This window comes from Aquimarina sp. TRL1 (genome assembly GCF_013365535.1).
In the GTDB taxonomy this organism is placed as follows: domain Bacteria; phylum Bacteroidota; class Bacteroidia; order Flavobacteriales; family Flavobacteriaceae; genus Aquimarina; species Aquimarina hainanensis.
In genome coordinates this window covers 990,283-1,003,015 of record NZ_CP053590.1, presented here as the reverse complement: position 1 = coordinate 1,003,015, position 12,733 = coordinate 990,283, and the positions used below count along the sequence as shown (strand labels likewise).

The 12,733-nt window shown below is 32.4% G+C and carries 16 protein-coding genes; all 16 read left to right on the top strand.

Going from position 1 to position 12,733, the window contains the following annotated elements; all coding sequences use genetic code 11:
- Window positions 1–4 precede the first annotated feature (4 nt).
- The 16 genes from HN014_RS03925 to HN014_RS03850 all read left to right on the top strand — a co-directional run bounded on the left by HN014_RS03925 (window position 5) and on the right by HN014_RS03850 (window position 12,715).
- The gene (locus HN014_RS03925; protein WP_176027588.1) at window positions 5–472 is read left to right on the top strand and encodes a hypothetical protein; all 468 of its coding nucleotides are present in this window, start codon (window positions 5–7) and stop codon (window positions 470–472) included.
- A 29-nt stretch (window positions 473–501) separates the two neighbouring features.
- Entirely contained in the window at window positions 502–1,746 is a 1,245-nt protein-coding gene (locus HN014_RS03920; protein ID WP_176027587.1) for a hypothetical protein, read from the top strand.
- Complete coding sequence (locus HN014_RS03915) at window positions 1,734–2,048, top strand: hypothetical protein (protein ID WP_176027586.1); 315 nt, start codon at window positions 1,734–1,736, stop codon at window positions 2,046–2,048. The genes HN014_RS03920 and HN014_RS03915 overlap by 13 nt, the downstream gene beginning before the upstream one ends.
- On the top strand, window positions 2,045–2,509 hold the full coding sequence (locus tag HN014_RS03910) for a type II secretion system protein J (RefSeq protein ID WP_176027585.1): 465 nt from the start codon (window positions 2,045–2,047) through the stop codon (window positions 2,507–2,509). Before HN014_RS03915 ends, HN014_RS03910 begins: the two co-directional genes overlap by 4 nt.
- A gap of 3 nt (window positions 2,510–2,512) precedes the next feature.
- Complete coding sequence (locus HN014_RS03905) at window positions 2,513–3,643, top strand: type II secretion system F family protein (RefSeq protein ID WP_176027584.1); 1,131 nt, start codon at window positions 2,513–2,515, stop codon at window positions 3,641–3,643.
- 470 nt (window positions 3,644–4,113) lie between these two features.
- Entirely contained in the window at window positions 4,114–6,309 is a 2,196-nt protein-coding gene (locus HN014_RS03900) for a tetratricopeptide repeat protein (protein WP_176027583.1), read from the top strand.
- Window positions 6,306–7,043 (top strand): LytTR family DNA-binding domain-containing protein, encoded by a 738-nt coding sequence (locus HN014_RS03895; protein ID WP_176027582.1) that lies wholly within the window; start codon window positions 6,306–6,308, stop codon window positions 7,041–7,043. Before HN014_RS03900 ends, HN014_RS03895 begins: the two co-directional genes overlap by 4 nt.
- 136 nt (window positions 7,044–7,179) lie before the next feature.
- Window positions 7,180–7,746 carry a hypothetical protein gene (locus HN014_RS03890; protein ID WP_176027581.1) on the top strand — a complete coding sequence of 189 codons (567 nt, stop codon included), beginning with the start codon at window positions 7,180–7,182 and terminating at the stop codon, window positions 7,744–7,746.
- A gap of 40 nt (window positions 7,747–7,786) precedes the next feature.
- A complete protein-coding gene (locus HN014_RS03885) occupies window positions 7,787–8,173 on the top strand; it encodes a hypothetical protein (RefSeq protein ID WP_176027580.1) in 387 nt (128 codons plus the stop codon).
- A 262-nt stretch (window positions 8,174–8,435) separates the two neighbouring features.
- A complete protein-coding gene (locus tag HN014_RS03880; RefSeq protein WP_176027579.1) occupies window positions 8,436–8,780 on the top strand; it encodes a hypothetical protein in 345 nt (114 codons plus the stop codon).
- A gap of 22 nt (window positions 8,781–8,802) precedes the next feature.
- The gene (locus tag HN014_RS03875) at window positions 8,803–9,159 is read left to right on the top strand and encodes a hypothetical protein (protein ID WP_176027578.1); all 357 of its coding nucleotides are present in this window, start codon (window positions 8,803–8,805) and stop codon (window positions 9,157–9,159) included.
- Window positions 9,160–9,220: 61 nt separating this feature from the next.
- The gene (locus HN014_RS03870) at window positions 9,221–10,495 is read left to right on the top strand and encodes a hypothetical protein (RefSeq protein WP_176027577.1); all 1,275 of its coding nucleotides are present in this window, start codon (window positions 9,221–9,223) and stop codon (window positions 10,493–10,495) included.
- Window positions 10,492–11,223: a hypothetical protein gene (locus HN014_RS03865; protein ID WP_176027576.1), complete on the top strand. Its 732-nt coding sequence runs from the start codon at window positions 10,492–10,494 to the stop codon at window positions 11,221–11,223. The genes HN014_RS03870 and HN014_RS03865 overlap by 4 nt, the downstream gene beginning before the upstream one ends.
- Before the next feature lie 29 nt (window positions 11,224–11,252).
- Window positions 11,253–11,936, top strand: coding sequence for an SMI1/KNR4 family protein (locus HN014_RS03860; RefSeq protein ID WP_176027575.1), 684 nt, complete (start codon window positions 11,253–11,255; stop codon window positions 11,934–11,936).
- A gap of 18 nt (window positions 11,937–11,954) precedes the next feature.
- A complete protein-coding gene (locus tag HN014_RS03855; RefSeq protein ID WP_176027574.1) occupies window positions 11,955–12,248 on the top strand; it encodes a hypothetical protein in 294 nt (97 codons plus the stop codon).
- The gene (locus HN014_RS03850) at window positions 12,248–12,715 is read left to right on the top strand and encodes a hypothetical protein (protein WP_176027573.1); all 468 of its coding nucleotides are present in this window, start codon (window positions 12,248–12,250) and stop codon (window positions 12,713–12,715) included. Before HN014_RS03855 ends, HN014_RS03850 begins: the two co-directional genes overlap by 1 nt.
- Window positions 12,716–12,733: the final 18 nt, after the last annotated feature.

Here is a 12,733-nt window from a genome sequence, read left to right as displayed (position 1 = left end):
GATCATGCTAAAAGGTAAAAAAGGATTATATGTTTTGTTGCCACTGGTAGCCTTTATCTGGGGAGCTATTATTTTTCAGATAGTAGGAGCATTTTCGGATGAAGCCTCAGCAATTGTAGAAGCAGAGGATATATCAGTAGCTCCAATAGAAGTCAAAGAGCAAGAAAAATTTATTTTGGATGCTGTAGAGAGAGACCCTTTTTTAGGTACCCTTTACAGACCAGAAAAGAAAGTAAGCAAATCAAAAAAGATAGAGAAAAAGGATTCTTTGATTTGGCCTATAATCAAATATAAAGGGGTCGTGTCTGGTCAGGGCAATGCTAATGCGATTTATTTGATAGAGATCAATGGTAATGATCAGCTGATAAAATTAAAACAAACCGTTTCTGAGGTGACATTGCAGAAAGCTTTTTCGAGTTCAGTCAGAATGCGTTACAAAGGGAAAATTAAAGAATTTAAAATAGTGCATTGAGGTTTTTTTCAAAAATAAAAGCACAGGCTATGCAATTTGCCATACTCATTTCGGTATTAGTGGCATTATTGTTAGGTGCTTTTTTATTGCTTACGCATGTTCATTCTTTTTTCAGGATCAAATCTAAAGAGTTAGTGCAAGCTTTTGAACAATCCAATACAAGGATATTTGAATCTTTGAATAATGACGTTGTAACAGGCGATACAATTGTTTCTGTACAGAATCTTGTAACAATAAAAGAGATATCGGGTTATCATGGAGCTTGGTTAAAACAATATACAGAAATTAGTGTGCATGATAGAAAAGTGTCAAGAGTAGCTTTTACAGGAGTAAAAATATCAGAAACAACGCCAAATTTGTATTTAGAAGATGCAAATTCACCTTTGGTTGTTGTTGGTAGTACTCGGTTAGAAGGAAACAGTTATCTTCCTAAACTGGGGATTAAGGCAGGGAATATTTCAGGTAATTATTATCAAGGTAGTGCGCTACATTATGGTCGTGTGATAGAAAGTAAAACAGTACTCCCAGAATTAAAACCAGAATGGCTAACATATTTAGAAGGACTTGCACAAGGAATACTGATTGATACGGGGGAGCCAATAGCAAAGCAAAGAGAACTTAAAAATTCATTTCATGATCCTGTTTATGTTATCTATGATACAAACCCGGTATTTCTGGAAGACGAAAAGATAACAGGAAATATAGTCATTCAATCGAAGACAAAAATTGTTGTTGGTCCTCAAACAGAATTAACAGATGTAGTTTTAATCGCTCCCGAAATCATTATAAAAAATGGAGTAAACGGTCGTTTTCAAGGGGTTGCTACTAAAAAGATTAAAATAGGGAAGAGGTGTCACCTGTCTTATCCTTCTGCGATGATACTTTTGGATCAAAATATTGCTTATAGTATCCCACAGAATAACCAACAACAAAATGATAAACCAGATTTTATAATTGAAGAAGGAACAATTATAGAAGGTGTGGTTGTGTATTTGAATAAAAGTAAGGATAAAAAAGAAAAAAGACGTCTTAAGCCAAACCTGAAGATAGCAGCTAATGTAGGTGTTATAGGAGAAGTCTATTGTCAGGGAAATATAGATTTTCAAGGAGAAGTACAGGGGGCTTTGTATTCTCGTCAATATATAACTCGCCAGTCTGGTTCTGTATACCTCAATCATATTTATAATGGTAAAATCTTAATAAATCCAGTGGTAGATTATGCTGGACTCCCTTTTGCAAATTCTAAAAATACTATAGCAAAATGGTTGTACTAAAAAAAATAAGAGCCGCCACCTTAATAGAAGCCCTTACGGCTTCTGTATTGATCATTATTGTATTTATGGTAGCTAGTTTAAGTTTTAATAATATTTTTAATAATCAGATACGACAAGATCATAGCCCTATAGAAAACAGAGTGAAAGAGCTGGAATACCTTTTTATTCATCAAAAAATAAAGCTACCATATACAGAAGATTTTGATGGCTGGGAGATTGTAATTACATCAACAGGAGATATTGCTATTTTATCTTATACTAAAAGTAATATCGAACATAGAAAAAAACTGTTTATAAAATGATGAAACTGAACTATAAAATAAATGCCTTTACCCTTACCGAGGTTATGGTAGTTATTGTTATCTCGGCAATAGTGGCGGGATTAGCATTTTCGGTATTAACAGTAGTACAAAATAATATGAGAAGTATTGGTGAAAATTATGAGTATAAAGAACAGATACAATCGCTTGAAGCAGCATTAACTATAGATTTTAATAAATTCACTTCTGCAAAATGGAACCCGATAGAAAATACATTAGAAGTTTTTTCTCCTATAGATGAGCGAAGCTACCAATTCTTTACTGATAGTATTATCACACCAATTCATACCTATCCAATAACAATAAGAGAAAAAGAGTTTTATTTTGAGGGAAAAGCTGTACATGCGGGAAGCATTGACGCTATAAAATTAACTTTTGATAATACCAGAGAATTACATCGCATTTTTGTATTTAAACATAATGATCCTACAATACATTTCTGAAGCATGGGGATAAAAATTTCAAATACCAAAAAGAAAGATAGAAGAGAAAGCTCTTTTGATCTCTCATCGATATTGACTCAAGAGATTACTTTATTTGGTAATGCATTTAATACTAAAAAGAAAGAGCAATGGTATGCAGAACTAAGTGTACTGTTAAAATCAGGGATTGATCTTAGAAATGGTCTGGAGTTATTATCAGATACTCAAAAAAAAGAAAAAGATCAGAAATTGATGAAGTTTATGCTTTCTCAACTGGTTACAGGAACACCTTTTTCTGAAATCCTTAAGCATAATAAAAACTTTACCGATTATGAATATTATGCTATAAGAATTGGAGAACAAACGGGGGAGTTGGCGCAAATCACTTTAGAACTCAGCGATTTTTATAAACGTAAAAACGAGTTGAGAAGGGAGATCGTTGCAGCACTTACTTACCCAGTTATTGTAATGTGCACCGCTATGATAGTTATTGCCTTTATGCTTCGTTATGTTGTACCAATGTTTGTAGATATTTTTAAACAAAACAATGTGGATCTGCCAGGGGTTACAAAAGGAATTATTAATTTCTCTGATTTTATAAGTATCCATGGGATTTTGTTGTTTGGAGCAATTGTTGTTTGTATTGGAGTATTATTTTTTGTTTCCAAAAAACAGTGGTATCGCAAAATATTAGGGAGTGTACAATTGAAGATTCCCATCCTGGGAAATTATTTCCAAAAGATCTATATGGCACAATTTACTCAGGCAATTTCTTTGTTAACATCTGCAAAGGTTCCCATGGTAGAAAGTATTGACTTAGTAAAAAACATGATTAATTTTTATCCTCTTCAACAAGGGTTGTATAAAACAAAGCAATTGATTTTAGCAGGAGATGCATTAAGTGCTTCGTTTGCCAAAAGTCCGATTTTTGATAAAAAAATGATTGCTATGGTTCGTGTTGCCGAGGAGACCAATCAAACAGAGTTTATTTTTCAGAAATTGAATGAACAATATAATCAGCAGGTAAAATACCAATCTCAAGTGATTTCTAATGTGCTTAATCCGATCTTGACCCTATTTGTTGGAGTTATTGTCGGGGTGATTCTTATTGCCATGTATTTACCGATGTTTAGATTGAGTAGTGTGATCGGATAATCGTTGTTTGTATTTTGAAATAAGCTTCATTGATTTTCTTAATTCTAGAGGATTGATTAATACGTTTTATTAATTCTATTTCTTGTTTTACGATGGTATTTATTTCACAGAGGGCATATTTATTTTCTTTCTCTTGTTTCCAGTGAGATATATTGAACGGGGATAGTAGCTATTTGTTCAGGAGTTAATATGTCTTTCAGAATTCCATGCCTTGCAAGGTGTTTTTATGGAAGTTTCCCAGGTTTTTTACATGTTTTTAGTCCTGCTCCCGCCACTGATAAAAGCTCTACAGAAAAATGAAGTTTTTATACGTGAAATATAAGAGCAAGAATATGGTAGTTCAATTCTATTCTTTACTACAAACAATTTTATCTCGTTCCTCTCTCTCTTAAAAAAGGTTGGAGAGTAAGGGAGAGTAGAATAATTCCCTATTTTTTTGATTTGAAAGTATAATAACCGTTCTTTATTTTATGAAAATAATAAATGCACCTATTATTTGCTTACTGTGTTTTTTATCTTTTTCTACAACTGGCTTATCTCAGTATAAGAAGATAGACAGTCTAAAAAAAGAACTAAAAACGTATACCAGGAAAGACACAGTTCGTGTAAAAATCCTCAATCATTTAGCGTATTATCTTTATAGAAACAATTTTTCTCAGTCATTAGCCTATGCCGAACAAGCCGGAAAACTTGCCGATGAAATTAAATCCGTAAAAGGAAAAGCTCGCAGTTTCTATATGAAGGGGATTGCTTATATGGAACGCGCTAATTTTAAAGTGTCCATACATAATTATGAAAAAGCAATTGAGTTGTATACTTCAATAGATGATCTAAAAGGAATTGCAGGGTGTAAAAATGCTTTAGGGGTCTTATATAACTATAAAGGAAACAAGAAGCTTGCATTACAATATTATGAAGAGGCGTTGGCGATCGATCAGAAATTAGGCATAAAAAAGAACTTACCCAATTATCAATATAATATAGGCAATATCTACTCAGACATAGGAAAATATAAAAAAGCCTTAGCTAATTATAAAAAAGCCCTAAGAGCGTATACAAATAATAACAATGAATATGGGATGCTTAGTTGTTGGAACTCAATGGCTATGATGTATCTTAATCAAGGTGATTATTCACAGGCAATAGAATATCACCATAAATCATTAGATCTTGCTAAATCATCTAAAGATTCCCTTAGTATTTTTCAATCGTTAAATAATATTGGAAATATTTACAGACAACAACGACTTTATGATAAGGCACTAGATTTTTATAAAAAAGCTTTAGCGATTAAACAGGCGAATCACAATAACAAAAATATTATTGCCATCAAAAATAATATGGGAGGGATCTATCTTGATAAAAAGAAATTTGCGAAGGCGCTCTCTTGTTTTAAGGAAACAAATACCCTTAGTAAAGCAATAGAAGATAATGAATATTTAGCATTGAGTCTTAATGGTTTAGGTTTTTCGTATTTGGGAATGAAAAACTATTCCAAAGCTTTAGCCAATTTTCAAGAAGCGAATAAAATTACCTCGGTTAATCAAAAGCAATATGAATTAGTAGAATCGTATGTAGGAATCGCATACGTGTATTACTATATGAAAAAATACAATTTGGCATTGATTAATGCCGAAAAAGCAGCTCAACTAGCTAATAAATACAAACTTTTAAAACATCGGAGTGATGCCTATGAATTACTTTCTCTAATAAACAATGAATTAGGAGAACATAAAAAAGCCCTTATAAGTAATCAACAATTAAAAATATTGAACGACAGTCTGCTTAATAGGGAGCATATTCAGAAGATTACAGAAGTAGAGTATGAATATAAGTACAAAAATGAATTAGCATCTGCAGAGAAAAGAGAATTAAGACTTACACAAACAGTTCAAACGACAACTAATAGCTTAGAAAAGTCACAACGAAACCTATTATTAGGAGTGATTGCTTTTTTAATCACTACATTAGTATTAGGAGCAGCAATTTTCTTTTTAAAATTAAGAAATGAAAAATCTAAAACTCAAAATATCATCATAGAACAAAAATTGCTGCGTTCACAGATGACTCCTCATTTTATTTTTAATTCACTATCCGTATTACAAGGGATGATACTAAATAAAGAAGAAAAGAAATCAGTTGCTTATTTGTCCAAGTTTTCCAAATTGCTTCGTATTACTTTAGAAAACTCTAGAGACAAAACAGTATCACTTTCTCAGGAATTAATTGCGATAAAAAACTATTTAGCTCTTCAGAATTTAGAAGATAAAACTTATATATATACAGTTATTGTAGAAGAAGCTATTGATACATCACTGTTTGAAATCCCCCCTATGCTGATTCAGCCATTCGTAGAAAATGCGATAGAACATGCATTTGTAAATCAAAAAGAAGATAGAATAATTGATGTTCACTTGTCCTATTCAAATGAAAATTTGATTTGTACCATTACAGATAATGGGATTGGAGTTGATGCTCAAAAAGAAAAGCCGCAGGGGACTAAAAAATCATTATCGACCACAATCACTTCTGAACGCTTAAAAATATTATCAAAAGATTTTAAAATGAGTAGCTCGGTTACTGTGGAAGATAGAAAGAAATATAACGAGCAAGGAACCCGGGTTACTTTAATTATCCCCTATAAATTACAGGAAAACGTATCATGAAAGCAATAATAGTAGAAGATAAGGAATATATTAGAAAAGGCTTACTGAATTTATTACAATTGATAGATGCTGAAACAGAAGTAATAGGAGAATGCGAGTCGGTAAAAGAGGCGGTTGTAGTAGCAAATGCTTGTAAGCCGGAGTTGATTTTTTTAGACATAAATCTTACCGACGGTACCGGTTTTGATTTTTTAAAACAGACAGAAAATCTAAATTTTAAAGTAATCTTTATTACAGCTTATGAAGAGCATGCCTTACAAGCCTTAAAAATAGGAGCAGTAGATTATCTGTTAAAACCGGTAGATATGGAAGAGTTGCAAGTAGCATTACAAAAGGTGGCAGCCCTACCGATAGCAGAACAAAAAAAACAGATAAAAACGGTCAAAGAAGTATGGGACAATGAAGCCTCTACAATCATACTGTCGCTTCAGGATAGTTTCCAGGTGGTAGACTTAAACGAATTATTATTTTGTGAATCAGATAAGGGTTATACAACTTTTTATTGCAGTAACAATAAAAAATACATGGTTTCAAAAACCTTAAAGGAGTTTGAAGACCGTCTTTCTAAGGCTAATTTTACACGACCGCATCAATCCTATATGGTCAACTTAAAATTTATAGATAAGTATGATAAATCAGGTGTTATTTATTTGAAAAACGGTAAAAAAATACCAGTTTCTTCCCGAAAAAAAGAACACTTCTTAAACGCGTTTCTACATTGGAATAAGGGCTGAATTTTCCTCTATTGCGAATATTTTTTAAAGTGTTACACTTATTTATTCTAAAACCTCAGAAATAGATTTCCTATTTTCTGTCCTACCAGTACCATATACTTTTACTGTGTCGATAATAACTAAAAACACAGTACAGATGAATGGATTAAAAAAGATAGGATTAGTAGGGATGGCAATTACATTACTAGCTTGTGGAGGAAGCTCCAGTAGACAAGAAGCGAATGCAGCAGGATTTGAAGTGATAGAAAAAGAAATAAAAAGCAAGTTTGGAGATGAGGTTTACTTCACTGATTTGATGATCAGCTATAATAAATCAATTGGAAATATTATTGGAGTAACCGTAACCAAAGCTCCCGAATCTTTAAAAATGGGACAGTGGAATTTAATGCGAGGAAGCTGGACACAGAACTCAGAAATATCACTAGAAGTCCCGGAAGGAACGAGAGCAGCAGATTTTATGTTTCAGTTAAATGAAAAAATAAGTCTTTCTAAATTAGGAGAATTAGCCGAACAGGCTAGAAAGAAATTGGAAGAAGAAAAAAACATTGAAAAACCAGCGTTCAAAATGGCATATATAAAATTTCCAAAAAATGGAGATATAGCTAAAACCGAATATGTCACAGTATTCACCCCAGAAAATGGAGGGACTAATTTTACCTTTAGTTATAAGCTAAATGGAGATTTTATAGAAATGAATTATTAATTTTTTAAGGAATATACGAACGATATTAAATTTTGTACCGATGGAAAAAACAATGACCGTTAACCAGCAATACAATTCGTTAGACAGCTTAGGAGACTTTTTAAAAACAGCTGCTTCTTTTGAATGTACCAAAGAATATGATCGATGGGAAGTTAGAACAGATGCGAATGGGCAAATGGCTCAGTGTATTGTGCTTAAAAAGAGTTCGATGCATGCAGTAAAAATCTATTTTACCCATGAGAATTCGATACAAATAAAGTACGTCATACCAAACTCGATTATGAATGCTTATTTTGGAAAAAGTGTTAAAGCAAGAAGAAATATCATTGAAATAATTGCAGAAAAAATAAAGGAAACCATCCTGGCACCAGCACAGAAAAAAGCTTTTTTAGAATTGGAAGCAGTGATTAATAAAGCAGCGATGTGAGTATGTTTATTTTTTATGCTAACTTACTGAGTGTAAAAATAGATCGAACATATTTAGGTTTTATTGGATGCTTTTTGAAGAGGTGGTTTTTAAAGGTCTGTAGATGATAATGTTATGTACTGTGGGCTCTTGAGAAATAACGAAATGTAATACTGTTTTATGTTTCAGAAATACGAACAAATTTAGGGAAGACCGTACTTCCTGGTTAGCATAAAAATATGACCTTATAGAGTTGTTGTATAAAGAATAACCCCAACGTAAGATGATGAAAGTCTTAAAACAAGTTTTGACATACTTATTATGGATAGCAGTATCTCTTTTATTGGGGATCATATATATGCGAATTCTTTTAGGACCTAACAATGCGCCTTCTGAGGGGCTCTGGTATCTGTTTCATATTTTTTACAATTTTGGACTACTTCATGTAGGAGCAATGATCGGAAGTGTAATGGCGGTTTTGTTTATTCTTTTGGACGTTTTTTACCTGAAAAAGAAATTAAAAAATAACATACAAGCAATATGTATCAGGTTTATGTCTCTTATTGGTATTGCTACAGTTGTTGGAGTAGTACATTATGTATTAGAGAAGGTTATTGATGTTATTTAAGAGAAGAAAATAACTATAGAAAATGAAATTACAAGCGTTAAGAATAACTTCAGGGTGGAAGATTAATTGGAACTTGTTCTATGAACAAGACATCAATGAAGATAATTACATGGATGAGTTTTCCAGTTCAACATTGCTTTCTATCTCTAACACTCAGCTTAATAGATGCCTGGAGTTGATTTGGTATCCAAAAGGAGATTTGAAAGGGAACTACATACTAGAAGTTTTTAACCTTTGTGAAAAGTATAATCCTAAGAAAAAAATAGTTGAAAAAGTCCCGGAAACTTTAGCACCTCAACTTACTTTTGAAAGTAAAAATAGAGAAGAAATAGTCAACAAAATCGAAACCTTAGTTATGGAGCTAAAACCGTATAAATAATAGTTCAATACCTGTGAAATCTACTAATCAGGTTATCCTAAAAACGTAATAATTCGTAACAATGAAAAATCCATATATTCTAATTTTACTGATATTCATCTCTTGTGCTCAAAAGGCACAAGAAAAAGAAGAAACTGTTATAAAAGCGCAGGATGCAGTTACAGCGTCAACCGATGCTCCCAAAGAGATAGCTCCTAAAGGTTTTAAAGAGTGTATCAATGCAATTGAAATCAAATCAATTCCACTAATAGAGGCGACAAATTTTGATAGCTTTATAGACGAAGATGATCATAGAAATGTAGATGATAATGCTTTAAAATTAGAAAAAATATATCCCGAATTTAATAAAGAAGGTTATCACTATAGAGCGGTGAATTGCTATAGACTGGAACTGTCTAAAAGATTTTATTCTGTAGTAGTAACAATTCTTAAAGGTGATAACGAAATGGAATCCGTACTTATTAATTATGATTTGAATGGAGCACTTATTGATTCTAAAGTGGTTTCTTATGATGAAATAGCCGAAGGGCAATCAAGAATTGAGTCTAAAATTGAAGAAAAGAAATTAACGATCAATAACATATTCTGGATTGATGAAAAGAAAGTTGAAACAACATCATTTCTGGTAAAAGCTAATGGTAAGATAAAAGCTGTTTCTCAAGAAGAAATACTTATTGATCGTGTGATTCAACAATTAAATCTGGATAAGCAAAAAATTAAAGAAGAGTTTGTCGTTTCTAAAGTACAACCTCATAATCCTAATGAAACCATTGTTGTGATTCCCGAAGTTGCAGGAGAGGACGATGAGCACCTTTTTGAGCTTAATAGTTATATTGTATTGGTGGATAATACTACTCAGAAAATAACACATACATATTTTGAGAGTGCTAAGACGAATGGTTGGGTTTCTGATGCAATTATATTGTCTGAAATTTCAATTGACACAGCCCCATATATCGTTACTCAAGATACAAGAGCATTCGGGATACGGGTTTTTTATTACAGCATGTCTCAGCCAAACCCATACAGTAACAAGACCATTTCTCTGTTTATAAAATCAGGAGAAACGTTAAAAGAAGTGTTACATTATGATGTAGAAAATTATGGTGGGGAATGGGATACCCAATGTACCGGAGAATCCAGCAGTGTTAAAAACACATTTATAATGTCTGAAGAAAAAAACAATGGATACTTTGATATTATTGTAAAAAGTAAAATCACCCAAAGCAAGACGTACATTGATGAAAAGGGAGAATGTGATGAAGAAAGTAAAATCACCTCTGAAACAAAAGTATTACAATATAATGGAACAAGATATGTAAAAAGTAGTACATGAAAAATAAGGCTTTCTTTTCAGGAATATGGTGTCTGTTTTTAACCCTGTCTGTGTGTGCTCAAGACAATAGTTTAAAAAAACAATTGAAACTATTGCAAAACGAGTCAGAACATAGATTTCTTATGGATAGTACAGGCTTTTCAAAAATAAAGACCGCAACATTTATTACTAAAAGTATTGATGCAGACGAGCTTATTGCTAATGGCAAAAACATACATTTGGTAGACTTTAATAATGATGGTCATAAGGATATGATCTACCAGGATTTCAGCCCCTACGCAACAATCATATTACTGGCAAAAAAAGACAAGGGTTTTGTAGAAATATGGAATGGGTCAGGAACACTGGTTAACCTGAACCATGGAGAAAAAAATACTATATATACCCTGATCCATGCTATAGGCTGCTATTATAAAAACAGGTTGTCGATGTTGGTTGTTAATAGTGATAATACCATTACCCAAAAAACTATAGAACTTTATTCTGAGACCAAAATAAGTACAATTAGTAAAACATTCGAACAGAGAATAATTTCGGGAGTCCTAAGAACTCAACCTGTTATAGATAATAAACAGAAAACAGATCCTTGTACCGGAGAGCTCAAAACAGGAAACCAGATAAGAACCATAAAAAACAAAACTGTAACGGTCATAAAAACACAAAACAGATGGGTGTTAGTGGTTTTAAAAGAAAATGATCAAAGTAGTATAGGTTGGGTGAAAATTTAAACAAAACGATAAGAAATTAATTGAACCAAATGGCTAATTGGAATAAAATAAGAAGACTCTATAATATTGATGATGAAGAAAATGAATTCGGTTATCAGATGGATGAACTTATTGAAATCGAAAAGCAACTAAACATTAATATTCCTAAAGCACTAAGAGAATATTATCTCTCTTTAGGGAAAAACGAATGTATAAATAACGCTCATAATAGGCTTTTAAAACCTAATAAGGAAATTGGATTCTCTGATGATAGCTACTTGATTTTTTATGAAGAAAATCAAGCAGTTGCCTATTGGGGAATTAAAAAAGAGGATTTAGAACTTGAAGACCCACCTGTTTGGGGAAATTATGGAACAAATGAATCTCCGGACTGGCATCTAGAAACAAAAACAACCAAAGATTTTTTATTACTTATGGGAGTTTATAATGGAACATTAGGAGGTCTTAAGTACCATGCCAATTGTTTTGGTGAGATTGCCTCTGAAACAGTAAAAAGGATTCAGAAAAATTGGAAAGAGGTCAAAGAAATTAGTTGGGATAGGCAACGAATTTATACTCATAATTTTGAAGAAGTTCTTAGCCTAAGTTTTGATGAGAAGAGCAATTGTACGGCTATTTTTATAGGGACAGCGTATAAAGAACGATTTGATAATCTGTTGGAGAATTTGACTATTGATTGGTCATATACTTCCTATGAAGATGAAGAATGTTAAAAACAATAAAGATAAACAATGAGACTAAGCGAATCATTTAGCGGAGCACTACGAACCTTTGCTTATTTTATGGCAAGTGGTACACATTACCAGCTAGAAGGGATTGATTACCTAAAATTGTATGGAGAAGAACCTAGTGCTATAGAACAAGTCTTCGCCATATTTGCTAATGTGATTGAATTAGACAAAAACGGAAACGTATTAAACGCAAAATATGCCGAAAAAAGAGCTGTAGATTACCTTCGTTCGTATTGTGATCCAGGATTTGAAGTAGAACCTCCTTACGAAGATTGGGAAATAGAATTGCATTAATGATGTATAAAAGAAAAGACATAAAACGTATTATTTGTAATAAAAAGACTATTGTAGTCATGATCCTGTTTTGTATTAGCGGCATATCATCTCATGCGCAGAAAATGAAAAATCACTTACATAAAAAACTCGTAACAAAAGTTGGAACTGTTTGTGAAGAAACACCTGATGACAATCCTTGCGCAGGTAGCGAGATCTATTTATCACTTTTTTTTGAAAAAAAAGAAGTAAAAGTGTCAGAGGTAGAAGTAGCAACCTGTGGTCAAGAATCGATTTACAACATAGGAACCTATACCTGGAAATTATTGCCCAATAAAGAAATCAGAATTGATTTTATTCCAGGACAAACTAAAGGTACGTATGCAGAACATTTGTTTTTAGAACTACGAGATAAAAAGCTTGTTGCACGTATAATACATTTGAATGGGGAAGAAGTTGAGTATGTTTTAGAGGATAAGAAACCGTGAGAAATAAACAGATAAAAG